The 25,614-nt window shown below is 39.2% G+C and carries 25 protein-coding genes; 19 read left to right on the top strand and 6 right to left on the bottom strand.

Annotated features, from left to right (window positions below; genetic code table 11):
• Positions 1 to 64 precede the first annotated feature (64 nt).
• The 10 genes from NSQ62_RS19495 to zupT all read left to right on the top strand — a co-directional run bounded on the left by NSQ62_RS19495 (position 65) and on the right by zupT (position 9,597).
• Positions 65 to 1,243, top strand: coding sequence for a M20 peptidase aminoacylase family protein (locus tag NSQ62_RS19495; RefSeq protein ID WP_341321711.1), 1,179 nt, complete (start codon positions 65 to 67; stop codon positions 1,241 to 1,243).
• Positions 1,203 to 2,036 (top strand): GNAT family N-acetyltransferase, encoded by an 834-nt coding sequence (locus NSQ62_RS19490; protein ID WP_341321710.1) that lies wholly within the window; start codon positions 1,203 to 1,205, stop codon positions 2,034 to 2,036. Before NSQ62_RS19495 ends, NSQ62_RS19490 begins: the two co-directional genes overlap by 41 nt.
• Positions 2,037 to 2,048: 12 nt before the next feature.
• Positions 2,049 to 3,158: an o-succinylbenzoate synthase gene (gene menC, locus NSQ62_RS19485; RefSeq protein WP_341321709.1), complete on the top strand. Its 1,110-nt coding sequence runs from the start codon at positions 2,049 to 2,051 to the stop codon at positions 3,156 to 3,158.
• 258 nt (positions 3,159 to 3,416) lie between these two features.
• On the top strand, positions 3,417 to 4,373 hold the full coding sequence (locus NSQ62_RS19480; RefSeq protein WP_341321708.1) for an ABC transporter permease: 957 nt from the start codon (positions 3,417 to 3,419) through the stop codon (positions 4,371 to 4,373).
• Positions 4,360 to 5,316, top strand: a complete 957-nt coding sequence (locus NSQ62_RS19475; RefSeq protein ID WP_341321707.1) for an iron chelate uptake ABC transporter family permease subunit — start codon at positions 4,360 to 4,362, stop codon at positions 5,314 to 5,316. The genes NSQ62_RS19480 and NSQ62_RS19475 overlap by 14 nt, the downstream gene beginning before the upstream one ends.
• On the top strand, positions 5,313 to 6,080 hold the full coding sequence (locus tag NSQ62_RS19470; RefSeq protein ID WP_341321706.1) for an ATP-binding cassette domain-containing protein: 768 nt from the start codon (positions 5,313 to 5,315) through the stop codon (positions 6,078 to 6,080). The genes NSQ62_RS19475 and NSQ62_RS19470 overlap by 4 nt, the downstream gene beginning before the upstream one ends.
• Positions 6,081 to 6,261: 181 nt before the next feature.
• Positions 6,262 to 7,314, top strand: coding sequence for a siderophore ABC transporter substrate-binding protein (locus NSQ62_RS19465; RefSeq protein ID WP_341321705.1), 1,053 nt, complete (start codon positions 6,262 to 6,264; stop codon positions 7,312 to 7,314).
• Positions 7,315 to 7,375: 61 nt separating this feature from the next.
• Positions 7,376 to 7,708, top strand: a complete 333-nt coding sequence (locus NSQ62_RS19460) for an antibiotic biosynthesis monooxygenase (RefSeq protein ID WP_341321704.1) — start codon at positions 7,376 to 7,378, stop codon at positions 7,706 to 7,708.
• A 323-nt stretch (positions 7,709 to 8,031) separates the two neighbouring features.
• Positions 8,032 to 8,643, top strand: coding sequence for a phosphatase PAP2 family protein (locus tag NSQ62_RS19455; RefSeq protein ID WP_341321703.1), 612 nt, complete (start codon positions 8,032 to 8,034; stop codon positions 8,641 to 8,643).
• A 132-nt stretch (positions 8,644 to 8,775) separates the two neighbouring features.
• The gene (zupT, locus tag NSQ62_RS19450) at positions 8,776 to 9,597 is read left to right on the top strand and encodes a zinc transporter ZupT (protein ID WP_341321702.1); all 822 of its coding nucleotides are present in this window, start codon (positions 8,776 to 8,778) and stop codon (positions 9,595 to 9,597) included.
• A gap of 62 nt (positions 9,598 to 9,659) precedes the next feature.
• Here zupT and NSQ62_RS19445 read toward each other — a convergent pair whose 3' ends face one another.
• From NSQ62_RS19445 to thrC, 3 genes are all read right to left on the bottom strand, one after another.
• Positions 9,660 to 10,307 (bottom strand): NAD(P)H-binding protein, encoded by a 648-nt coding sequence (locus tag NSQ62_RS19445; protein WP_341321701.1) that lies wholly within the window; start codon positions 10,305 to 10,307, stop codon positions 9,660 to 9,662.
• Positions 10,308 to 10,447: 140 nt separating this feature from the next.
• Positions 10,448 to 11,356 carry a homoserine kinase gene (gene thrB, locus NSQ62_RS19440; RefSeq protein ID WP_341321700.1) on the bottom strand — a complete coding sequence of 303 codons (909 nt, stop codon included), beginning with the start codon at positions 11,354 to 11,356 and terminating at the stop codon, positions 10,448 to 10,450.
• Positions 11,353 to 12,411, bottom strand: a complete 1,059-nt coding sequence (gene thrC / locus NSQ62_RS19435; RefSeq protein ID WP_341321699.1) for a threonine synthase — start codon at positions 12,409 to 12,411, stop codon at positions 11,353 to 11,355. The genes thrB and thrC overlap by 4 nt, the downstream gene beginning before the upstream one ends.
• A 210-nt stretch (positions 12,412 to 12,621) precedes the next feature.
• Here thrC and NSQ62_RS19430 point away from each other — a divergent pair, with 210 nt between their 5' ends.
• Positions 12,622 to 13,854, top strand: coding sequence for an MFS transporter (locus NSQ62_RS19430; protein WP_341321698.1), 1,233 nt, complete (start codon positions 12,622 to 12,624; stop codon positions 13,852 to 13,854).
• A 339-nt stretch (positions 13,855 to 14,193) separates the two neighbouring features.
• Complete coding sequence (locus NSQ62_RS19425) at positions 14,194 to 15,039, top strand: MurR/RpiR family transcriptional regulator (RefSeq protein ID WP_341321697.1); 846 nt, start codon at positions 14,194 to 14,196, stop codon at positions 15,037 to 15,039.
• A gap of 43 nt (positions 15,040 to 15,082) precedes the next feature.
• Here NSQ62_RS19425 and NSQ62_RS19420 read toward each other — a convergent pair whose 3' ends face one another.
• Positions 15,083 to 15,871 carry a GNAT family N-acetyltransferase gene (locus NSQ62_RS19420; protein WP_341321696.1) on the bottom strand — a complete coding sequence of 263 codons (789 nt, stop codon included), beginning with the start codon at positions 15,869 to 15,871 and terminating at the stop codon, positions 15,083 to 15,085.
• A 186-nt stretch (positions 15,872 to 16,057) separates the two neighbouring features.
• Here NSQ62_RS19420 and NSQ62_RS19415 point away from each other — a divergent pair, with 186 nt between their 5' ends.
• On the top strand, positions 16,058 to 16,984 hold the full coding sequence (locus NSQ62_RS19415; RefSeq protein ID WP_341321695.1) for a manganese-dependent inorganic pyrophosphatase: 927 nt from the start codon (positions 16,058 to 16,060) through the stop codon (positions 16,982 to 16,984).
• An 84-nt stretch (positions 16,985 to 17,068) separates the two neighbouring features.
• Here the strand turns inward: NSQ62_RS19415 and NSQ62_RS19410 are convergent, their stop codons facing one another.
• A complete protein-coding gene (locus NSQ62_RS19410) occupies positions 17,069 to 18,445 on the bottom strand; it encodes an FAD-dependent oxidoreductase (RefSeq protein WP_341321694.1) in 1,377 nt (458 codons plus the stop codon).
• A gap of 116 nt (positions 18,446 to 18,561) precedes the next feature.
• Between NSQ62_RS19410 and NSQ62_RS19405 the strand changes: the two genes are divergently transcribed.
• Positions 18,562 to 19,266, top strand: a complete 705-nt coding sequence (locus NSQ62_RS19405) for a DsbA family oxidoreductase (RefSeq protein ID WP_341321693.1) — start codon at positions 18,562 to 18,564, stop codon at positions 19,264 to 19,266.
• A gap of 143 nt (positions 19,267 to 19,409) precedes the next feature.
• The gene (locus NSQ62_RS19400) at positions 19,410 to 20,048 is read left to right on the top strand and encodes an NAD(P)H-dependent oxidoreductase (protein ID WP_341321692.1); all 639 of its coding nucleotides are present in this window, start codon (positions 19,410 to 19,412) and stop codon (positions 20,046 to 20,048) included.
• A gap of 48 nt (positions 20,049 to 20,096) precedes the next feature.
• On the opposite strand, the gene NSQ62_RS19395 is transcribed toward NSQ62_RS19400, so the two are convergent.
• Positions 20,097 to 20,624: a YceI family protein gene (locus tag NSQ62_RS19395; protein WP_341321691.1), complete on the bottom strand. Its 528-nt coding sequence runs from the start codon at positions 20,622 to 20,624 to the stop codon at positions 20,097 to 20,099.
• A gap of 183 nt (positions 20,625 to 20,807) precedes the next feature.
• Here NSQ62_RS19395 and NSQ62_RS19390 point away from each other — a divergent pair, with 183 nt between their 5' ends.
• The 4 genes from NSQ62_RS19390 to NSQ62_RS19375 all read left to right on the top strand — a co-directional run bounded on the left by NSQ62_RS19390 (position 20,808) and on the right by NSQ62_RS19375 (position 25,437).
• Complete coding sequence (locus NSQ62_RS19390; protein ID WP_341321690.1) at positions 20,808 to 21,113, top strand: helix-turn-helix domain-containing protein; 306 nt, start codon at positions 20,808 to 20,810, stop codon at positions 21,111 to 21,113.
• A gap of 85 nt (positions 21,114 to 21,198) precedes the next feature.
• The gene (gene murB, locus NSQ62_RS19385) at positions 21,199 to 22,113 is read left to right on the top strand and encodes a UDP-N-acetylmuramate dehydrogenase (protein WP_341321689.1); all 915 of its coding nucleotides are present in this window, start codon (positions 21,199 to 21,201) and stop codon (positions 22,111 to 22,113) included.
• A 92-nt stretch (positions 22,114 to 22,205) separates the two neighbouring features.
• Entirely contained in the window at positions 22,206 to 22,973 is a 768-nt protein-coding gene (locus NSQ62_RS19380; protein ID WP_341323984.1) for an exodeoxyribonuclease III, read from the top strand.
• Positions 22,974 to 23,028: 55 nt separating this feature from the next.
• Positions 23,029 to 25,437: a penicillin acylase family protein gene (locus NSQ62_RS19375; protein WP_341321688.1), complete on the top strand. Its 2,409-nt coding sequence runs from the start codon at positions 23,029 to 23,031 to the stop codon at positions 25,435 to 25,437.
• Positions 25,438 to 25,614 lie beyond the last annotated feature (177 nt).

Genomic DNA, 25,614 nt, shown 5'->3' with positions numbered 1-25,614 from the left:
ATAAATTTAAAGAAAATTAAGAAAATTTATCTATAGCCGTTGCTGGAAGGAAGCGTTGCCGCCTATGAAACAGTCAGAAGCATTATCACAGCAATTATTATCGATTTTTAATTATTTACATGAGCATCCTGAAGTTAGCTGGCAGGAGCATGAAACGACCGATTATTTAGTACACTTTTTAGAAAGACTAGGCTTGTCACCAGTGCGCTTTAAGGGATGTACAGGTCTTTATGTAGATATAGGGCAAGGGATTCCTCGTGTTGGTTTACGTGCAGATATGGATGCGTTGTGGCAAGAAGTAGATGGGGTGATGTGTGCGAATCATTCCTGTGGGCATGATGGACATATGACGATGGCACTTGGTACGATTTTATTATTAAAAGAACAGGTGCAGGTAAGTGGTGCGGTCCGTATTATTTTCCAGCCAGCTGAAGAAAAGGGAGGGGGTGCATTAAAAGTAATTGAGCATGGCATTGTTGATCAGTTGCACTATTTATTTAGCGTACATGTACGCCCGGTACAAGAGGTACAGGATGGTTTTTATGCACCTGCCTTATTCCATGGGGCGTCGCGTTCATTTACAGGGGAAATCGTTGGGGAAGACGCCCATGCAGCGCGTCCGCATTTGGGTAATAATTCCATAGAAGTCGGCGGTGCGATTATTCAGGAACTGTCACTTATTCACCACGATCCCATGGTCCCGGCTTCATATAAAGTGACCAGCTTTCATGCAGGTGGGGATGCAACGAATGTCATTCCAGGAAAAGCAACGTTTGCAATCGATATCCGCGCGCAACGAAACGATGTGATGGAAAGCATTACTGAGCAAATTTTAAAACGTATCGAACATATTGCCCTGTTACATGACGTCAAAATTCATCTGACGGAAAAGATAAATCTTGTGGCTGCTGAAGTACATCCAGAGGCAGAGCGCATTTTAGCACAGGCGATTTGTGATGAGGTAGGGCCACAAGCTTTAAATGCTGCAGTTCATACTCCAGGAGGCGAGGATTTTCATTACTATGCTGTGAAATGTCCCGACCTTAAAGCATCAATGCTAGGACTGGGCTGTGGTTTATTCCCAGGGTTACATCATCCGGATATGACGTTTAATGTAAAGCGACTTATGACGGGAGCTCAAATATTGGCAAGAGCTGTGAATTTAGCTTTACAAAAAGTAACTACAGGGGAGGATGAAAAGTATGTTAGAATCAGTGACGATCAAAGAACTAACTACAATTGAGCAAATAGAAGAGGCACGTAAGTTGGAGCATGACATTTGGGCGGTTGGAAGCATTCCAGTACATCAAACGATTGCGGCAATTCGTAATGGTGGGATTGTATTAGGTGCGTATTTACAAGATGAATTAATCGGATTTAATTATAGTTGTCCGGGCTATATGGACAAAGGGGTTTATTTATACTCGCATATGATTGGCATCAAGCGTAACTACCGTGAAAAAGGGGTTGGCGAGCTTTTAAAAATCTATTTAAAAGACCTTGCAAGTGAGCGCGGCTATCGCAATTGTCGCTGGACATTCGACCCACTTGAAGCACGTAGCGGCTTTTTAAATTTCTCGAAATTGCGTGGTTATAGTGATACGTATATTGAAAACTGCTATGGTGAGATGGAAGACCCATTCAACCGAGCGTTACCAACGGATCGACTGTATGTGGAATGGCAATTAGTGGATAATGATTATTTGCGCTGGGATGCGAAAGTGGATGAACTCATCGAAGAAGCAAAACCCGTCGTGGACTGGACAACGAATATCCTTGGATTACCGACACTCGATCCGGAGCAGTCATTCCGTAAAGGTGAGGCATTGATTCAGGATGCGTACTTATTACCGATTCCAACAAACTTCCAAAAAATCAAAGTCGAAAGCCCAGCATTAGCCGAGGATTGGCGCTATAAAACACGCCATGTGTTACAAGAAATGTTTGAACAAGGCTATAAAATCATTCATCTACTTAAAAAGGATGAACACATTAGCCATTATTTACTTGTAAAGCGCTCGCTATTTGCTCTGTAATAGGAGCATGGGATGAAATTAGTTGAAGTTGTCTTATATGAAGTTGAAATGAAAATGAAAAACCCTTTTACGACAAGCTTAGGTACAATGCAAAATAAGAAGTTCATTGTGCTCGAGGCAAAAGATGAAAACGGTGTAATCGGCTGGGGAGAAGGGGTTGCGTTTGAGGAACCTTCATATACAGAGGAAACGTTCAAAACATCGTTACATATGCTGGAGGATTTTTTAATACCTACATTGTTAGGAAAAGAAATCGCGCATCCTAATGAAGTATTTGAACTGTTCAGCCCGATTCGCCGCAACCAAATGGCGAAAGCATCGATTGAAGGGGCTGTGTGGGATATTTATGCCCAACAGCAAAGGCAATCGTTAGCAGAAGCACTTGGTGGAACACAACAAAAAATCGAGGTCGGGATTAGCATCGGCTTACAACCGACAGATGCAGCATTAATTACGACGATTCAACGCTTTTTAGAGGAAGGTTACAAGCGCATTAAAGTAAAAATTAAGCCAGGTAAAGACATCGAGCTACTACGTACGATTCGAAAAGCGTTTCCTGATATACCACTTATGGCAGACGCTAATTCTTCGTATACATTAGAGGATCTAGAATTGTTGAAGCAGCTCGATGAATTTAATTTAATGATGATTGAGCAACCACTCGCTTATGATGATTTTCTCGATCACGCTAAGCTTCAAAAGCATATCAAAACACCAATTTGCCTAGATGAAAGCATTACGTCACTAGACGATGCGCGTAAAGCGATTGAAGTTGGTGGGTGTGGTGTGGTCAATATTAAAATTGCCCGTGTTGGGGGCATTAGCGAAGCAAAGCGCATTCACGATTACTGCGCGCAAAACAATATCCCAGTCTGGTGTGGGGGTATGCTTGAAGCAGGGATTGGCCGAGCGCAAAACGTCGCACTAACAAGTCTTGTGAACTTCACGATGCCTGGCGATACCGCAGCATCAAGCCGCTACTGGGATGAGGATCTGATCACACCGGAAGTAACAGTTCAGAATGGCTATATTACTGTACCGACAACCCCTGGCTTAGGTTATGAGGTGAATCGTAAGGCACTGGGAAAATACACAGTAAACAAGCGTGTTTTCTCGCTATAAAAGAACGTGACTACGTATGAAAATTACGTAGTCATTTTTATTTTCAATTAAATATAAAATACATCGTTTCACTCTATTAAAAAAGAATAATGCTAAGAAAAACGAAATTCCCTTCATTTATTCCCTAATGAATTTCCAGTTATTTAAAGGGCATTTGATTTTCATTATTAGCAATTATATAATAATGAAAGAAAGTGATTCTCATTTTCATTGAGAATATGATGATAGATAAACTATAGAGAATAGTGGGAGAATAAAATGAGACTTTGGATGCTTGTTGTAGCAACCATCATCTTGTCCTTTGTATCACTATTTATCGGAGCAATCGACATTAAGCCGTCTGATTTATTGGACTGGGATTCAGATAAGACACAAATTTTCTTAATGAGTCGAGTGCCGCGATTAATGGCGATTTTACTTGCTGGGGCAGGGATGGGGATTTCAGGTTTAATTATGCAAAGCTTAAGTCGTAACAAGTTTGTATCACCGACAACTTCAGGTACGCTTGACGCAGCGAAGCTAGGGATTGTTGTATCAATGGTGTTTTTTACAAGTGTAGGCTATATGGAGAAAATCCTATTTAGTTTTGCTTTTGCTTTAATTGGTATGATGATTTTCATGCGTCTTCTTGAAAGTATTAAATTCAAGGACGTTATTTTTGTGCCGTTAATTGGGATTATGTACGGTAATATTATCGGCGCGATTTCTACGTTTATTGCGTATGAAGCCGATGTCATGCAAAGCGTGGATACATTCTTCTTAGGAAGCTTTACGCTTGTTGTTTCAGGACGTTACGAGTTACTATACGTAGCAGTGCCTGCCATTTTATTAGCGTATTTATATGCGAATAAATTTACGGTTGCCGGCATGGGTGAAGATTTCGCCAAAAATTTAGGGCTAAGCTATCGTACGGTGTTAAATCTAGGCTTAGTGCTCGTCGCGCTTATTTCTACAACCGTTGTATTAACGGTCGGGATTATTCCGTTCTTAGGATTAATCGTGCCGAACTTAGTTTCGTTATATATGGGCGACAATTTACGTAAAACAATTCCACATACGATTTTCTTAGGGGCCGCGTTCCTATTATTCTGTGACATTATTAGCCGTATTATTGTGTATCCATTTGAAATTCCAGTGAATACGACCGTTGCTGTAATCGGCAGTGCGATCTTCTTAGTCATGTTATTTAGGGGGAAAGCATATGCGAAAAAATAGTACGAAGCTTATTGTGTTAGCAGTGATCGCAATAATTTGTATATTACTGTTCTGTTTATATAATATTCAAGGCGGCTTTAGCTATGCCTTTCCAAAGCGTGTAGAGCGTGTGCTGGCCATGATGATTACGGGTACAGCGATTGCTTATGCGACCGTTACGTTCCAAACCGTAACGCATAACCGACTACTCACACCGTCTATGATGGGTGTAGATTCTATGTACGAAGTGGTACAAACGGTCATTTTCTTCTTTGCAGGCTCGGCATCGATTTTCGTAGTAAGCCGTTATTTAAACTTCGGTTTATCCATCGTGGCGATGGTGATCTTTGCACTGATTTTATATCGTTTCTTATTCCGTGCAGACAAGCATCCGATTTTCTTACTGTTACTTGCTGGGATGATTATCGGAACTTTACTCGGAAGCTTTGTGACGTTTCTACAGGTCATCATTGATCCAGTGGAATATGAAGCATTGCAATCTCGTTTATTTGCGAGCTTCATGAACGTGAAAACGGAACTTTTATTAGTGGCACTTGTTATTTTAATGGCATCATTTATTTATGGTTATCGTTTATTGCGTGATTTAGATGTCATGTCTTTAGGGCGTGAGAACGCCATGAATCTAGGTGTGAACTATGATAATATCGTGTTAAAAGTATTAATTTTGTCTTCTATATTAATTGCAACATCCACTGCTTTAGTTGGTCCGATTACGTTTTTAGGGTTAATCGTATCGAACTTAGCATATCAATATTTCGCAACCTATAAGCACTCCGTATTAATTGCGGGTGCGAGTTTAATTAGTATTATTGCACTTGTCGGTGGGCAGTTCCTTGTACTGCATGTCTTTGAGTTAAGTACAACAATCAGTGTAATCATTAACTTTGTTGGTGGGCTGTACTTTATTTATCTAATACTGAAGGAAAGTAGGAAAGCAGCATGATCGAAATAAAAGGGCTTTCTAAAAGCTTTGGCAAAAAACCAGTTGTAGAAAATGTAACATTAAAGATTGAGCCAAAAGCCATTACATCATTTATCGGTCCAAACGGTGCAGGTAAATCAACACTGTTATCGATGGTAAGTCGTTTAATGGATGCTGATACAGGCGAAGTATTATTAGATCAAAATAACGTCAAAAAAATGAAATCCAATGATTTTGCAAAACGTGTTGCCATTTTACGTCAGTCAAACCACTTAAATGTGCGTTTAACGGTGCGTGAATTAGTATCATTTGGTCGTTATCCATATTCAAAGGGGCGTTTAACGCCAGATGATGAAGCACATATTGATCGTGCGATTGAGTATATGACCCTTGGTGATATGCAAGATAAGTTTTTAGATGAATTATCAGGTGGTCAAAAGCAGCGTGCGTTCATTTCGATGGTGATTGCACAAGATACGGAGTACATTTTACTAGATGAGCCGTTAAATAACTTAGATATGAAGCACTCGGTTCAAATTATGAAAATTCTACGTAAGCTTGTAGATGAGCTAGGAAAAACCGTTGTTATTGTACTGCATGACATTAACTTTGCGTCCGTGTATTCAGATCGTATTGTAGCCTTAAAAGATGGTCGTCTTGTAAAGGATGGGCCAACGAACGAAATCATTACGTCAGAGTCATTACGTGATGTATACGACATGCATATCCCTGTTCAAGAACAAGATGGTTGCCGTATTTGCGTTTACTTTAATTCACATAGCTAATTGTAAATAAATGTATAAGTTCTTCTCGCTTATACATTTATTTTCTGAAAGTAAATGAGAATGACTATTAATTTCATGAAAAATGTTGACAACCTTATCCAGTTGTTTTAGACTAACGTTAGTCAAATGAAAACGATTATCACTATCGTTAAGTGATATCAATTAGGAGGAAATAGTAGATATGAAAAAGTGGAAATTTTTAACGGCAGCAGCATTAACATTAATGTTAGCAGCATGTGGTTCAGATGAAGAATCAAAAACAGAAGGTACAAACGATCAAGCGGCTACAGAGCAAGCTTCAACAGATAGCAAAGAAACTGCAGCATCGGAAGCACCAGCATTCCCAATGACAGTGTCTTCTTTATCAGCTGGAAGTGAAACAGAAGACGGTAAGTCAATCACTTTCGGTGACGTAACATTTGAAGAAGCACCAAAAAACATTATCGTATTCGACTATGGTTTCTTAGATACACTTGATGCATTAGGCGTTGAAGGGATCGTTGGTATCGCTGCAAACGGTGGTAAAGGGAATATCCCAACGCACATTAAAGAAAAATACGTAACTGATTCAGTGGCAGACGTAGGTACATTAAAAGCAATCGACTTCGAAAAAGTAGCAGCTGCTAACCCAGATGCAATCTTCATCTCTGGTCGTCAATCTGCATTCTATGAAGAATTAAAAGAAATCACACCAAACGTAGTATTCATCGGTTCTGACAACGAAAACTATGTTGACGGCGTATTTGAAACAGTAGACTTAGCAGCTAAAATCTTCGGTAAAGAAGAAAAAGCGGAAGAGTTAAAAGCAAACTTACAAGCAAAAGTTGACCAAGTGAAAGAAAAAGCTGCTGGCTACGAAAATGCTTTAGTAGCAATGTATAACGACAAGAAAATCTCTGGTTTCGATAACGGTGCAGATTCTCGTTTCGCTTACGTGTACAATGACTTTGGTTTCGTACCATCTACGACTGATATCAAAGCATCTTCACATGGTTCTGACTTCTCTTATGAGTCAATCCTATCTGTAGATCCTGAAGTATTATTAGTTATTGACCGTACAGCCTCTGATGTAGATACAATCAAAGCTGACATCGAAAATGACATCATCAAACAAACTCGTGCTTACAAAGAAGGCAAAATTGTTTACCTTGATGGCGTAAACTGGTACTTCTCTTCTAACGGTGTAACAACTGAGTCTGACAAATTAGATGAAATCTTAAACGAATTAAAATAATTTCAAAATACAGAGCATGTCTCAACCTTGAGGCATGCTTTTTTAAAAGGAGAGAATAGGGATGTTCGTACAAATTCGTAAGTGGACAGTAACAGAAGGCAATGCGGATAAAATTTTAGAGCGTTTCCGCAAAAAGCCGGATCAAGGACCATCTAAATTAGAGCAACGCGAAGGCTTTATCGGTCGGGAGCTATTAGTTAAAAATGTTCGCCGTGGTGAAGAGGAAGTAGTCATGATTATTCGTTGGGAATCAGAAGATGCATGGAAAGCTTGGGAGAAGAGCCCAGAGCATATTGCCGGTCACAAGGCGAAAATTAAAGAACATGGCGGCAAACCACCGAAGCCAGAGTTCGTCATTTCAATGGAACACGGCAACTATACAGTTGTAGAATAAATATATGTTAAACTACTTTTCCCTACGTATTAGGAGAAGTAGTTTTTTTGTTTTGTAGGAAATTATAGATGATCGCATTGCGTTACTTTTTATAAAGTTTTTTCTACGTCCAGGCTAAAGCGCCAGCCCTCTACGCAAAAGTGGTGAAGCGTTTACTTTTGGGTCGCGCTCTCCAATGTCTGAGGCTTACACGACGTGAATCGAGACGATCATGCCACATGATGTGGCGTTTTGACTGATCGGGGCTTGATGGGCGCTTTAACGCTTTTATTCTCTTGTATGGTAAGATATTTATAATTGTGAGAAGAAAGAAGGAACTGAAATTGAAAAAGTGGGCGTACCCATTAGCGCTTGTGACACTTACTATTTTTTTAGTCATAGCATTTAATTATACAACACCAAGGTTTATAGCGTTTGATGAGCGAGTCGCTTCTGTGTTACGAGGCAATGAATTTATTGGACTATTTCATTATATAGGCGAAACGGTTTTTGTTGTGATCGTGACAGTCATTGTATTTTTCTATTTATGGATACGCGAGCACAATTATCGTGCCTTGTTTTTTGTCGTATTAACGATGGCGGGAGGCACAGCAATTAATCAGGGGATTAAAGCGTTTGTTGAACGCCCACGTCCTGAAATTACCGAGCAACTAACATCGTATAGTTTCCCCTCTGGTCATTCACAAATGGGTGTCCTCTATTTATTTATGCTTGCGTACTTATTTTCAAAAGTAACGACGCAGCATAAGAAAATAACAGGTGTATGGGTTGCCGCAGCTGTGTTAGCTTGTTTCATCGGTTTGTCACGTATTGCAGAAAGTCGCCATTTTGCAACCGATGTTTTAGCTGGTTGGAGCTTAGGCTATACATGGTTAATCATTTGTGTGGTATGGTATGAGTTACGAGAGCGTAAATTTAACCGAGAGAATTCCTAAAGTTTAAGGAATTCTTTTTTTATTCTGAAAGTTGGTTTGTAACATAAGATGTTACCTTATTGAAAAAAGTTGTGGTTAGGAAACTTTTCTATTATAATCAGACTAATTAGTAAAATGAAGAAGGAGAATCATATGGACGATAATGTATTATTAGCATTAGGTTTAACACTATTTGCCGGTCTAGCTACTGGGATTGGTAGTTTAATTGCTTTCTTTACGACGCGCACAAATAAAAAGTTTTTATCGATGGCATTAGGATTTTCAGCAGGGGTCATGATTTATGTATCGCTCGTTGAAATTTTTGTGAAGGCAAAGGATGCGCTAGTGAATGTGCATGGCGATACAAAAGGGTATTGGCTCACATTAGCGGGCTTCTTTGGCGGGATGCTTTTAATTGCTGTGATTGACCGTTTTATTCCAAAAGGAAATAACCCACATGAAGTAAAATCTGTGGAAGATGTACAACGAGCACAAGCATTAGGGCAAGATGAAATTGAAGCCGAGCGCTTAATGAAAATGGGCTTATTTACAGCACTGGCAATTGCAATTCACAACTTCCCAGAAGGTATTGCAACGTTTATGTCGGTCATACAGGACCCGAACGTCGGGATAGCGATTGCTATTGCCGTAGCAATCCACAACATCCCAGAAGGTATCGCAGTAGCCATTCCAATTTTTTATGCAACAGGCAAGCGTATGAAGGCGTTTAAATGGTCATTTGCTTCAGGATTATCCGAACCACTTGGCGCAATTATTGCGTATTTCGTTTTAATGCAGTTTATGACAGATACGATGTTTGGCGTGATTTTTGCTGGGGTTGCAGGGATTATGGTGTTCATTTCAATCGATGAACTATTACCAGCAGCAAAAAAATACGATGAAGCACATTCATCGATTTATGGCTTAGTCTTAGGTATGGCGGTTATGGGCGTCAGTTTAGTACTGTTAACGTAAAAGCTGTTTAAATGAAAAAGCACAGGAATTTTACATCACGTAAAATTCCTGTGCTTTTGTTATTAAGAAGCGGATGTTACATTTTCTGATGCAACGGTGAAGCTAATGTTGTTGTGATCGTTGTTTTCGATTTCGTCTAATAACGCAACCGCAAAGTCAGCATAGCTAATATAGCTGTTATATTGCGAGTTAACTAAAAGCTTTTCCTTACCGGTAATATAATGCCCTGTGCGCGGACCATCTGAATCGAACATGGCAGAAGGAATGACAAACGTCCAATGAATCGAGGATTGTTCCAAATCCTGTAAGTTTTGTAATTGTGCTTTAGCATTAGGAAGAAATTCTTCTGGGTATCGGTCGCTATCCATGAAGCGTTTTGTTTTTTCTTTATTGATAAATAGGCAGCCAGAGCTACCAATGACAAATAATTTTTTTGTTGTGCCTTCTAATAAGGAAATTAGATGTTGGCCAGCTGTCACATGTAAATGTTCTTCCCCAGGTGGCGGGGCAAAGGCGTTTACAAGTACATCAAATGGCTCAATCTGTGCTTTAGTTAAATGAAATAAATCACTTTCAATAACCGTAGCATCGGTCACTTGTAGGTTTGATTGATTTTTTACGATAGCTGTAGCATCATGATTACGCATCATTGCCTCACGTAAAATATGCTTTCCTGCTTTACCAGCAGCGCCAATCACAGCAATTTTCATATCGATTACCCCCTTAAAAATGTAGATTACTTATTATACCCCTATTTTAAGAAAATAATGCAAAAACGACGGAATATCGGTCTATAGTATGAAAAAAGTGCATTAATAGTCAATTAGACTTTTAATGCACTTCTGTAAATTTAGATGGTTTGTTTAGAGGTAACAACATGTGCCCCTGCTGTGTCAGCTTGTGTTAACACAATTGTATGCGCTGGGAATTGTGCCTTCATTTCTGCAACGAACTGCTCTTGAATAGCGGTTGGGATAATAGAAATAAGTGTTGGACCAGCGCCACTTAATGCGGTACCATATGCGCCAGCTTGTTTTGCTGCACTACGAATTTCAGCGTAGTTTGGAATGAGCTGTGCGCGGAAGGGCTCATGGAACAGGTCTTGCTCCATATAGCGCCCAATGCGTACATAATCCTTCGCAATGAGTGAGGCGGCCAGCATATTAGCACTGGCACTTGCACGCACGGCATAGCCTCGTTTAAAGTCTTCAGGCAGCACACCACGTGAATCGGCTGTTTTTAACTCGACATCTGGAATGAACACGACAAATGCCGCATCCACTTCAGGAATATGTAGTGTATCCACAATACCCTCTTCATCCATTGAAGAAATCGTTAAGCCACCAAGTACAGATGCGGTAGCGTTGTCAGGGTGGCCCTCAATTTGCGATGAAATATTTAACTTATCTTGTGTAGATAAGTTTAAATCACCCAAAATATTGGCCAATTCAATGGCAGCGACAATGGCAGCAGCGCTACTACCTAAACCACGTGCAAGTGGTAATTCACTTGTCATTACCACCTTACACGTTTTCAAATCGATGTTATATTGCACAGCAACTTGTTGCGCAATTTGATAAATTAAATGTGTTTCAACTGTTGTGTCAGTAGGGACATTTTCACCGAAATGAACAAATTCCCACTTGTCTTGCAATGTAATATCTAACGTTAAGTAAAGCGAAAGCCCAAGTCCAATCGAGTCAAATCCAGGTCCTAGATTTGCAGTACTACCAGGGACTTTGATTTGCCAGTTACTCATAGACTGAATACGCCTTCGATGTAGTTACGGATTTCTTGCTCATCGTTTTTAAGTGATACTAAGTCAACAGTTGAAACGTTCATTGCTGTGTCAGGATCTTTTAAGCCGTTACCAGTAAATACTGTAACAACACGGCTACCTGCAGCGATTTTACCAGCCTTAACGGATTTAATAACGCCCGCTAAAGAAGCAGCTGAGCCTGGCTCAACGAAGATCCCTTCACGACCAGCGATTAATTGGTATGCTGCTAAAATTTCTTCGTCTGTTACTGAATCGATAATACCGCCTGATTCGTCACGTGCAGCTTCAGCGAACGTCCAGCTCGCAGGGTTACCGATACGGATTGCTGTAGCTACTGTTTCAGGGTTAGCGATGGGTGCCCCTTTAACGATTGCTGCAGAACCTTCTGCTTCAAAACCGTACATTTTCGGAAGACCAGATTGTTTTGCTTCATTATATTCTTTAAAGCCTTTCCAGTACGCTGTAATGTTACCCGCGTTTCCTACTGGAATGCATAAATAGTCTGGTGCTTGACCAAGTTGATCCACAATTTCAAAGGCTGCTGTTTTTTGACCTTCGATACGGTATGGATTTACTGAGTTTACAAGTGCGATCGGTGTAGATTCACCGATTTTGCGCACAATATTAAGTGCATCATCAAAGTTGCCGTCGATTTCAATAATTTTTGCACCGTACATGCATGCTTGTGCAAGTTTACCTAGTGCTACTTTTCCTTTTGGAATAACAACGATAGATTGGATGCCTGCACGTGCCGCATAAGCCGCAGCTGCAGCAGATGTGTTCCCTGTAGAGGCACAAATAACTACTTTAGAGCCTTCTTCAATCGCTTTTGCTACAGCAAAAACCATACCGCGGTCTTTGAATGAACCAGTCGGGTTAGCGCCTTCGATTTTGCCGTAAAGCTCAATCCCAAGCTCTTTTGATAAGTTTACTAATGGAATTAATGGTGTGTTTCCTTCATTTAAAGATAAAGCCGGTGTATTTTCTGTAACGGGTAAGTATTGTTTATATTCTTCGATAAGACCTTTCCACATAACCAATTAGCTCCTTTTGTTCGCGCAAGGTGAACATTTGTTTTTGTATACAAGACATTTTAAACCTATGACATGCCCTTTTCAATAGGAAATGCAGAATTGTTCAAACAATTAGATAAATTGAAATAATAGTTGTCACTTTCGCGAAACGAATGTATGATAGTTCATGTTAAGTCAAGTGTAAAGACACATGGAAGGTGGGAAAGTAAAATGGCCGAGCAAAAACAACAGATACAGCCTCTATCACGCAATAAGTTATTAGGGGTTGCGGGTGTTGGTTGGATGTTTGACGCAATGGACGTAGGTATTCTTTCGTTCGTTATTGCCGCACTTGCGGTAGATTGGGGATTAACGAGTAGCCAAATGGGCTGGATCGGTTCGGTTAACTCAATCGGTATGGCTGTCGGTGCCCTATTATTCGGAGTATTAGCTGATAAAGTAGGACGGAAACAAATTTTTATGTGGACGTTAATTTTATTTTCTGTAGCTAGTGGATTATCTGCATTTACAACAACATTAGCCGCATTTTTAATATTTCGCTTCTTCGTAGGGATGGGACTTGGCGGTGAATTGCCAGTTGCATCAACACTTGTTTCTGAAAGTGTAAAAGCAGAAGAACGCGGTCGTGTTGTAGTTTTATTAGAGAGCTTTTGGGCTGCTGGCTGGTTAATTGCCGCTCTTTTATCTTATTTTGTTATTCCAGCAGACTTTTGGCCAATTGAAGGCTGGCGAGTTGCGTTAATTTTAACGGCATTACCAGCGTTTTATGCTATTTATATTCGTATGAAGTTACCGGATTCACCGCAATTTACAGTGAAGGCTGAATCAAAAAAGCGTTCAGTTTTCCAAAATATCGCTGAAGTATGGCATAAAAAATATGCACGCAGTACGCTAATGCTATGGATTTTATGGTTTGCAGTCGTATTCTCGTATTATGGCATGTTCTTATGGTTGCCAAGTGTCATGGTAGGAAAAGGATTCGATTTAATATCAAGCTTTAAATATGTGTTAATTATGACGTTAGCACAATTACCGGGCTACTTTACAGCGGCATGGTTCATCGAAAAATTCGGACGTAAATTTGTACTTGTCACGTATTTATTAGGAACAGCTGCAAGTGCGTTCGTATTTGGTGGAGCGGAAACTATCACGACATTACTCATTTCAGGGATGTTATTATCATTCTTTAACTTAGGTGCATGGGGTGCCCTTTACGCTTATACACCTGAGCAATATCCTGCCATCGTGCGTGGAACGGGTACAGGAATGGCCGCAGCGGTAGGTCGTATCGGTGGTATTTTTGGACCATTGTTAGTCGGATCTTTACTCACAAAAGGCTATGACATTAGCTACATCTTTACAATTTTCTGTATTGCGATTGTTATCGGGGTACTAGCAGTAGTGTTCCTAGGAAAAGAAACAAAGCAAACAGAATTGGAATAATCAAGAGGACTCGTTTCGAGAAGAGCGAGTCCTTTTAAGCATTCATTATGCACTATATTAATCCTTAGTAATTGAATAAGAATAGTGAACTCTTAATAAATGTCTGAGGAATCTTTAAATCTTTACGAAATTATGTCAGTTTTATACATAAATCAGTTGATTCTTTAGTTGGCTAAAGTTTTTTCTGAAAACTCATTGAATTCTATTAATATTCATGTTAATGTATTTTTTATTATTAGGTATTTTGCACGGAATTTGCATCACACTGTTAGTTCACTTTAATAGGAAGCATTCACACGCATCTTAAATTGAATATTTATATTATAGAGAGAAAGGAAGATGGAGAAATTGAGTATTTGCGATGATATTAAAAGAAAGTACATTCGATTATCAAAGGGACAGCGCAAAGTTGCCCAATTTGTGATGGATAATCCGACAGTGGTAGCAACACAGATTGCTTCTGAAGTTGGCCGTTTAGCGGATGTAAGTGAGTCGACAGTGATTCGCTTTTGCTATGCAATGGATTTATCAGGCTTTAGTGAGTTACAAGATCAAATAAAAGCCTATTTAATTGATAAAGGCGAAATGACGGTAGTAAAAAAAGCGTTGCCTACAAAAAAGATTAAAAGTCAGTTAGGTACAGATATCGTCAAACGTGATTTGGCAGGTATTTCAAGAACATTTAATGAATTAGTAGAGAGCGAAGTAGAACAAGTGATTCAATTGTTACACAGTTCTAAGAGAATTCATATTTTAGGATTTAGACAATCTGCACCTGCTGCTTTTTGGCTGTATAAAAATTTGGTAATGTTAAGAGATCAGGTATTTTTTATTCAACATGAGGCAGATCAGATTGCTAGGCAGCTTGCGATGATGGATGAAGATTCATTGTTAGTAGTTATTTCATTAGATGAAGAATACGAGGATGTAGCAACAACAGTAGAAATTGCGAAGCGAAAAAATGTACAGATTATTGCAATTCGTGATAAAGCCATGCAGTCAACAGAACCTGCAGATGCGGTACTTTATGTGCCATCTGCGCAAGAAGGTGGTGCAACATGTACCATCGCTATTTTTGCACTGTTACATGTGTTAATCGAAGAAATGGTCGGACAAGAACCCAAGCGATACGAACAGTTTAAAAAATCTACTAGAAGCCAACAAAAATTAATGGTAATTGGTTAAAAAGAAAAATCGTAAAGGTTATAGAGGACCTTTACGATTTTTTTTAAACTAAAATTTTACTATATAGTAATTCATCAACGAATTGCTCATCGATTTTGATTGCCTGTGCACGTGTACCTTCTTTGCTGTAATTCAGTTTATCAAACAGCTGCTGGGCGTTTGTGTTTGTTGTTGTAATACTTGCCTCTAATCGAGAAATGGCATTGATGCGTGCCCACTTTTCTGCCTCTTTTAAAAGAACTGTTGCAAGACCCTTTTGTTGGAAATCACGCTGAATCGCGATGCGCACACTTGCAATATGCTTTGTACGAGATGCGGTATTGCCGAGAATTTTTACATAACCTGCAAATTGTCCGTTATAAATACATAGAAGCACGGTACTTGTCTTTTCTTTGCGCCAGTCTGTGATGGTTTTACGTACTTGTTGTACTGTTAAATTACGTTCTTCAGGTGCGTAATAACCAAATGAAGATTGCGCAAATAATTCTTCTTGTAAGTTGATATAAGCACGAGCATCATTGGCTTCAATGGCACGTGTAATATAGGTGTTTTGAGGTTTTTCATTGATTGTTTCTTCATGTTCAGCGCATGAAAATGTAACCGAGACACCTAATGTTACGTTAATCACGTAATAGTCATGGTTAATCCAAGCGAAGTAGTGTGTTGAAGGAGCTTTCGTTTTTTTCCACCAGCTAACATTTAAGTATGCTGCATTTGGTAATTCATGACCCATAATATTTTGAATTTCTTCATATGTAAGAGTAAATGTACTTTGTGTACATGTTTCAAAAAATTGTGCCAATGGAATATACTTCTTTTCCATTTTTTTCATTTCAATAATTCCTCATTTCTTTTCATTTCCAAAGCCTATTGTATAACATATTCACTAAAAATGTCATAAAATTAATATGATTTATAGACTTTTGGTAAAGAATCTACAAGAAAACTTCTATTTTTCTCTTCACAGCGTTATGTTAAAATAAAAAGCGAAAAGCATATTCTATAGGAGGCTCCATTCATGAGTAAAACAATAGTTTTCGGACATAAAAATCCAGATACAGATACAATCACATCGGCAATCGTTTATGCCTATTTAAAACAACAACTAGGTGTAGATGCAGAAGCGGTACGTTTAGGTGAAGTAAATAATGAAACACAATTTGCATTAGATAAATTCGGTTTTACAGCACCACGCTTAATCGCCAACGTAAAAGACGAAGCAGCACAAGTAATCTTAGTAGATCACAACGAATTCCAACAATCGGCTGATGGCATCGAAGACGTTCAAATTACGGAAGTTATCGACCACCATCGTATTGCAAACTTCCAAACAGCGGACCCATTATATTTCCGCGCAGAGCCAGTTGGTTGTACTGCAACGATTTTAAATAAATTATTCAAAGAGAATGATGTAGAAATCCCTTCAAACATTGCGGGCTTAATGTTATCAGCAATCGTTTCTGATACATTATTATTCAAATCACCTACTTGCACAGAGCAAGACGTGAAAGCGGGCGTTGAATTAGCTGAAATTGCTGGTGTGGATGCAGCTGACTACGGTTTAGCGATGTTAAAAGCAGGAGCAGACCTTTCAGATAAATCATTAGAAGATTTATTATCATTAGACGCAAAAGGCTTTGAGTTCGGCGGATACAAAGCAACGGTTGCACAAGTAAACGCAGTAGATATCGAAGACGTATTAGGTCGCCAAGCAGAACTAGAAAACTTACTAAACAAAGATGTTGCTGACAACGGTTTAGATTTATTCTTCTTCGTAGTAACAGACATTTTAAATAATGATTCAACTGCAGTAGCGGCTGGTCAAGTAGCAGAAGCAGCAGCAAAAGCGTTCGGCGCAGAAATCGTTAACGGCCGTATCGCATTACCTGGCGTTGTATCTCGTAAAAAACAAATCGTTCCTGTATTAACAGAAGGTTTAAAATAATAAAAGCGTTAAAACGCCTTTAAGCCCCGAAAAGCTCGAGGGGCTGGCGTTTTAGCCTAGGCACTGAAAAAAATCCGGCATTCCTCAAAAGGAATCGCCGGATTTTTTTAATTTCAATGGATACACTGCTGGACCTTCAATAACTTGCCCGTCTTTGTTGTATCGGGAGCCGTGACATGGACAATCCCATGTGTCATCTGCAGCGTTCCACTTTGTTTTACAGCCTAAATGCGTACAGCGCGGGGCATCATTTCTTGTTAAGTAGCCTTTTACGAACTCTTTTGTGATAAAGCCCCCTGTTTGCAGCATAAAGTACAGCTCCTTGCCAAAATTGGTGCGGCTTGGTGAAAACAGCGCGCTTGCTTCATTATGCTCTTGTTTTAAAAGGTTACTCAGCAATTGCCCCGCAACAAGCGAAGATGATAAGCCCCATTTATTAAAGCCTGTCGCGATAAAGAGAGAATCATCTGATGGGCTTACTTGTCCGATATAGGGCACCTGGTCAAAGGTCATCATATCTTGTGCGTCCCATAAATAATCGGGTGCTGGTAAGTCAAAAATCGAATGCGTTTCTTGTTTGAGTGTTTCATAATAATTAATTTCGGTATGAGTACCTGCCGAATGTGAAAAGCCGCCGTAAATGAAATAAGGTTCATCTTTAATGAGGGCAGTTCGGATTGTGCGACCAGGGGTATCAATACTTAAATACTGGCCTTTTAATTGTTCAAAGCACTTCGTTGCCGTTAAATAGGAACGACTAATTTGTAGTTTTAACATCGTCAAATTTTTCATGGATTCGATTGGATAATGTGTGCATAAAATCAACTTTTTATAGTGGATTGTGTGGGTATTTTCTGTTTGTAACACACGGTTTTTGACATCAACTTTGGTAATGCGTGTATTACTAAAAAGCTCGGCCCCTTGTTTACGAGCAAGGTGTGCGAAATGATTCGTAAATGCGACGGGATTTATTTGTGCTTCATTTTTAATACCAAGCGCTAATTCAATTGGGATAGAAAGTTCCGTTTCTTTTGTTGCGACAAACGGGATTCCCAATTCTTTGTAGCGCTGTGCTTCCTGTGTGAGCTGCTCTTTACCTTGCGCGGTTGCTGTATATAAGTAGGAAGTGGCATTAGCAAGGCTTGTTGGATGGAGATCCGTTACTTGTTCAATCGCCTGTTGGTTGGCTTTGTAGTAGCGCTGCGCATCCTCTAATGATAGCTTTGAATAGATCATGGAATGTTGTACTGTCAGTTTTCCGGTTGAATAAGCGGTTGTTCCGTTTGCAAAGTTGGGTAAAGCCTCGACAAGCACGACAGAAAATCCTTGTTTTGCTAAGACATACGCGCTGTAAATACCACTGATGCCACCACCAACGATGCATACATCACAGTTTGTTGATTGTTGAATAGACGAAGCAGAAAAATCTTGTTTATCTGAAAGCCAAAGCGATTGTTTCAAAATATCACCTTTTATTTTTTAATATGGTCGAAGGGAGGGGCGTTTATACAAAAGGCGCATAGATGTACTTTTCAAAAAAGAATCCTTACAATAAAAACAAGGGAGTGTGGAAAACGATGAAAATAGAAATTTGGTCAGATTACGTTTGTCCGTTTTGCTATATTGGCAAAAAGCAATTAGAGATTGCATTAGATGGTTTAGGGTATGGGGATGCGATTGAAGTAGAATATAAAAGCTTTTTACTAGATCCAACAACACCAGAAGATGCAGCGGGTTCGGTACTTGAAAAGCTATCAGAAAAATATGGTATGTCGATTGAAGAAGCAAAAAAGATGAGTGACGGCATTGCGATGCGTGCAAAAGAAGTAGGCTTAGATTTTAACTTTGAGGATATGAAGAATGCTAATACCGTAAAAGCACATCGCTTAGCAAAATGGGCGGAGGCACAAGGGAAGGGTAAGGAATATACAGAGCGTGTGTTAAAGGCATATTTCACAGAGGGCGAATTAATCGGTCAATCGGATGTGTTGTTAACATTGATAGAAGAAGTCGGATTATCACGTGACGTGGCACAGCAAGTATTAGCGAGCGATGACTACCTACAAGATATGCAGCAAGACATTGCAATCGCGCAGCAACTAGGTGTACGCGGTGTACCATTCTTTGTCATTGATCAAAAATATGGTATTTCTGGTGCGCAGCCGAACGAGGTATTTGAGCAAACAATTACAAAGGCAGCGGAAGAAGCAGGCTTACGTAGACCACTGAAAATGCAGGGTGGTAACGGAGCAACTTGTACCGATGATTCGTGTGAAATCTAATTTCAGTCAAAAGTCTGAGAGCAACCGTGTTGATTTTTTGCGGTTGTTCTTTTATTATAGTAAAGTACTTTGAATTTGAGATATTTTCGATAGAGATAAATAGTTCTAAAATAAATAACAGATAGATAGGGAGATTTAACAACATGACAAACGTATTAGTAGTAAGAGCAAACAACCGTCCAGACGGAATTTCAACGAAAATGTATGAAACATTTATCGCAGAAGCAGCAACAGTAGAGGGCTTAAACGTATCTACTTTTGATGTATTTGAAGAAAACTTAGCTTACTTCGGCCAAGAGTTATTCAATGCTTTCGGTAAATTACAAAATGGAGAAGCGTTAACAGCAGCAGAGCAAGCTTCATTTGATTCAATGAACAAAGCACGTGCAGCTTTAGACGTAGCAGAAGTAGTAGTATTTGCATTCCCATTATGGAACCAAACAATTCCAGCAGCCCTACAATCATTCATCGATTACACGTACGGTGCGGGCTACTCATTCAAATACAATGAGCAAGGTCAATTAGTAAGCTTAATGACAGACAAAAAATTCATCGTATTAAACGCTCGTGGTGGTAACTATTCAAATCCAGCAATGTCTTCAATGGAAATGGCAGTTAACTACATTAACAATGTAATCGGCGGTGTTTACGGTATGGAAAAAATCGGCGAAGTAATTATTGAAGGTCACGCTGCTGACAGTGCTAATGCACCAACAATCATTGCGACAGGTTTAGAAAATGTAAAAGCAGTAGCGCAAAAATTAGCGACAGTAACTGCTTAATTATACGTAAAAAAAAGGTCACTCGCACAGCGGGTGACCTTTTTTTGATTAAGCAAGTATATTTAATTGAAGTTCTACATTTATTGTTACAAGCTCATCGATTAATAAGCCACCCGTTTCAATTGCGGCATTGTATGTTAGGCCAAAATCTTTACGATTAATCGTTGTTTTACAGCTAAAGCCATATGCTTCAGCTTCCCATGGACTTTTCACATGACCATTATATGTAACTGTAAACGTAACAGGGTTTGTCACGTCTTTAATCGTTAAATCGCCATGAAGCATAAATTGCTCATTTACTTTTTCAATAGAGGTTTGAATAAACTTCATTTTAGGGAATCTGTCTGCATGAAAAAAGTCAGCAGAAACTAAATGATTATCTCTTGAAGCATCGCGAGTGTTAACACTTGCTACATCTAAGTCAAAGCGAATCGCTGCATTTTTTAATGTTTCAATCTCTTCAGCCTCAATCTGAGCAGAGAAGGAATCAAATGTACCATTAACTTTTGTAATCATCATATGCTTGATTGTAAAGTTAACAGAAGAATGGAATGCATCGACTGTATAGGTTGTCATAAAAATCACCTCCCATTTTCAATAATTTATAGTTTTATCATAAAATATATGGTTTTATATTACAATTCATTTTTTGCTCACAGTAAGCTACTTACTTTTCGTAATTAAAGAAAGGTGCTAAAATAGAGAAACGAAATCTAAACTAAACAAATGGACGATTTGTTTCAATATGAGGTGGAAAATATGAAGGAAATAGCTTTATGCCCACGTTTATCCAAAGCGATGGAGCTTGTTGGTAAACGATGGACGGCATTGATTATTTATCAATTATTAGAAGGACCACAACGTTTTAATGCCATCGAATCGGCATTACCGATAAGTGGACGTTTATTGTCTGAACGTTTAAAGGAGCTTGAAAAAGAGGGGATTGTCGTACGTACAGTTTATTCGGAAGTACCAATCCGTGTCGAGTACAATTTAACTGATAAAGGTCGTTCACTAGAGCAAGCGGTCCGAGAAATTGAGATTTGGGCGAAAAATTGGCTATAACATGTCGTGTTTTACTTGTAAATCGGACGCTAAAAACAGATACTAGAAAAGGTATCAAGCTTCATGAGAAAGGAACTTATCATTTATGACGATTGAAAAATGGGCAAATGATTTATTACAGTGGATCCCAGCAGCGAATATAAAGACAAATGAGTCGTTAAAACAATATACAATGACAAAATTAGGCGGTCATGCTGATGTTTTCGTCATGCCAGAAACGGAACAACAGGCCGTTGCAGTGATTCAGTATGCACATGAAAATAATGTACCCCTACTGATGTTAGGAAACGGTTCAAATATGGTCGTACGTGATGGCGGGGTGCGTGGCATTGTTGTGACATTTGCATTGTTAAATGAGATTCGCATCGAAGGTACAACCGTATATGCACAAAGTGGCGCGTTATTAAAGGAAGTATCAAAACAAGCGGCAACAAATAGCTTAACAGGTTTTGAATTTGCCTGTGGTATTCCTGGTTCCATCGGTGGTGCGATGGCGATGAACGCAGGGGCATATGGTGGTGAAATTAAAGACATCGTTGTCCTGTGCAAAGTGATAACAAAAGAAGGCCAAGTGCTTGAATTAACAAACGAACAGCTAGCATTAGCGTACCGTAAAAGCATTATTACAAAAGAAGGCTACTTCGTATTATCAGCAACGTTTGAGTTAGCAACAGGCAACCAGCAGAAAATTGATGAAAAAATTGCCGATTTAACATTCCAACGTGAATCCAAGCAACCGCTTGAATATCCTTCAGCAGGTAGCGTCTTTAAACGCCCACCAGGTCATTTTGCTGGGAAATTAATTCAAGATAGCCTACTACAAGGCAAAGGTGTTGGCGGTGCAGAAGTTTCTACGAAGCATGCTGGATTTATCGTCAACAAAAATAATGCCACAGCAACTGATTACATTCAAACAATTCAAATGGTACAACGTGTCGTGAAAGAAAAGTTTGATATTGAATTAGAAATGGAAGTAAAAATCGTCGGTGAAGACGAATAAGTATGAAATTACAAACAATCACTCGTGTTTTTGACACGGGTGATTGTTTATATAAACAAACATTTACGCATATGTTAAAGAAGGAGCACAATATGAAGTTAATTTCTTGGAATGTAAATGGCATTCGTGCCTGTGTTACAAAAGGCTTTTTAAGTTATTTTAATGAAATGGATGCAGACTTTTTTTGTATTCAAGAAACAAAGTGCCAACCAGGACAAATTGACCTGCAGTTAGAGGGCTATTATCAATATTGGCATTCTGCGGTGAAAAAGGGCTATTCAGGTACGGCCATTTTTACAAAACATGAGCCGCTTGCGGTGTTTTACGGCATGAAGGATGAAGTCGCTGCTGATGAAGGACGTGTATTAACATTAGAATATGAAACGTTCTATTTAGTAAATGCGTATGTGCCAAATGCCAAGCGTGATTTAACGCGTTTAGCGGAGCGCCTGTTATGGGAAGACCGTATGTGCCTGTATTTAAAAGAACTTGATGCGAAAAAACCCGTTATTTACTGTGGGGATTTAAATGTTGCACACGCGGAACTTGATATTAAAAATGTGAAATCGAATATCGGCAACTCAGGCTTTACGTATGAAGAGCGTAGTAAGATGACGGAATTATTGGGAAATGGATTTACCGATACGTTTCGCGCATTTCATCCAAACGAAGCAGACCATTTTACATGGTGGTCTTATATGAACAAAGTACGTGAGCGCAATATCGGTTGGCGCATTGATTACTTTATTGTTTCGAATCGTTTAGTAGCGTTTGTAGAGGAAGCGTCGATTCATGCGCAAGTTTTAGGTAGCGATCATTGCCCTATCTTATTAAAATTAAAAACGAACAGTTTAGCGTAATGCTTTTCAATTAACATAAATCCAGTCGAATCTAATAAATATAGAGGGGGATTTTATGGTACAAAAAGCAAAGCCAACATGGCGTAAATGGGTGAACCTTATTGTTTGGGCTATTGGTGTGGTCATCATTTTAGGTGGTGTCGTAATCGCAGGAATACATATGTATGTAGCAAATTCAAAGCCGTTAATTGAAGGTGAAGTGATTGTTAGCATTTTAGATGATAATGTCGAAGTAACACGTGATGACATGGGCGTTCCTCATATTACAGCAAAATCAGAAGCGGACCTTTACCGTGCACAAGGCTATGTACAAGCACAGGACCGTCTATTCCAAATGGATTTAGCACGTCGTCAAGCGAGTGGTACATTAGCAGAAGTAGTGGGCGCATCAGCAGTAGAAACAGACAAATATTTCCGTACATTTAGCTTACGTAAGGCAGCAGAACTTTCATGGGAAGGTTATGATGCGGATTCAAAAAAAATTTTAGAATGGTTTGCTGAAGGGGTGAATGCTTTCATCGACGAAGTAAGCGACACAAGTAAATTATCATATGAATTTAAATTATTAGGATACAAGCCATCACCATGGATACCAATCGACTCATTAACAATTGGTAAATATATGGCCTACGATTTAGGTGGTAACTGGAATCAACAAGCCTTCCGTTCTTGGGCAATACAAAACTTCACGGAAGAAGAGGCAAAAGAGCTCTTTGTTGAATATCCAGAAAACGCAAAATCAATTATTGAAGCCAACGTAAACTTAGAAACAAATATCGCCTCAGCATTTACAACAGATTACTTACCATCAGAATTTAACGGTAGTAACAACTGGGTAATCGGTGGTGAGTTAACCGAGTCAGGTAAGCCGTTACTTGCAGATGATCCTCACTTAGGGCTAAGTTCACCATCTGTTTGGTATCAAATGCACCTACAATCACCAGAGCAAAATGTCAGCGGTGTAATTTTTGCCGGGATTCCAGGGATTATTTTAGGACATAACGAAGAAATCGCATGGGGTGTAACGAACGTAAACCCAGATGTGCAAGATTTATATATCGAAGTACCAAATCCAGAAAATCCTTATCAATTTGAATATGACGGTCAGTGGGAAGATGCTACAGTTCGCCAAGAGCCAATTAACGTAAAAGGCGGCAAAACAGTAGACTTTGAAGTCGTGGAAACACGTCACGGCCCTATTATTTCTAACATTATGTTAAAAGATACAGAGGTCAAAGAGCAGTTTGCAATGCAGTGGACAGCATTGCAGTCAACGCAAGAGTTACGGGCGATTTTAGGCTTCAACAAAGCGGCAAACTGGGAAGAGTTTGAAACAGCGCTGGAAGACTTTAAAGCACCTGCACAAAACTTTGTATTCGCATCACAAGACGGCACAATTGCTTACAAAGCAAACGGTTTAGTACCAATTCGTAAACAAGGTACAGGTGCATTACCAGTACCGGGTAATTCTTCTGAATACGGCTGGGAAAGCTATATCCCGTTCGATGAATTGCCAACAGTCATTAACCCAGAAGAGGGCTATGTCGCAACAGCAAATAACGAAATTATCGGCAAGGAATACCCTTACCACATTTCAAACCTTTGGGCGCAGCCATATCGCTATGAGCGCATCGTTGAAATGATTGAAACACCTGTATACGATAAAACAACAGGTGAACAATTAAAAATGACGCTAGCCGATATGAAAGCGATGCAAATGGATAAGAAAAACTTACATGCAGAAGAGTTTTTACCAAGCTTACTAGGGACAATTAAAGCACAGGATACAGAAGGTAAGTACGCAAAAGTTATCACATTACTAGAAAAGTGGGAGTACTATGACGACAAAGATCAAGGTGCACCGCTTGTGTATCATTTCTTAATTGAAAACATGGAAAAAGCACTATTTGAAGATGCAATGCCGGCGGACGTTTATAAAATGATGCCTGGTAAATCACAAATTACGGACCAAATGCTACGTGATGCATATACTGGGAACGAAGGTGTATGGGTTAAAGAAGAAGGCGGTTTAGATTCATTTGTGTACACAGCCTTTGAAGATGCCGTAACAAAAGTTCAAGGTAAATTTGGTGCAGCAGTTTCAAATTGGAAGTGGGGTAGCTATAATAAGCTAACATTCAATTCACCGCTTGCAAGTGCCAATGATATTTTAGCTTATTATTTAAATCCTGAAAAAATAGCGGTTGGTGGTTCGAGTGTAACCGTTCAGGCGGCAGCGGAAGATGGTAACGGTAATGTGATTCACGGAGCATCATGGCGATTCGCTGTGGACTTAAATGATTTATCGACAGCCCATCACATCGTAGGTCCAGGTCAAAGCGGACACGTAAAGTCAAAATGGTACGATAATCAAATCTCAAATTGGGCGTATGGTCGTTACCACAAAACAAATATCAATGATGTAATTCATACAAACTACGATTTAGTATTAAAAGCACAGTAATATGTAAGCAGCCTCTTATTCGAAGAGGCTGCTTTTTTTCTTACTTTTGACCTTAATTAATAGGAGTTATTAAAAAAACAGCATTTCATAAAGGGAATTGATAGTAAATATTATTTTGACTTGAGTAAAATTTTGATTTTAGATTTATATAATCTTGAGTTATTATGAGGAACGTTA

This window comes from Solibacillus sp. FSL H8-0523 (assembly GCF_038051985.1).
In the GTDB taxonomy this organism is placed as follows: Bacteria; Bacillota; Bacilli; order Bacillales_A; family Planococcaceae; genus Solibacillus.
This window is presented reverse-complemented; position numbering and strand designations above follow the sequence as displayed.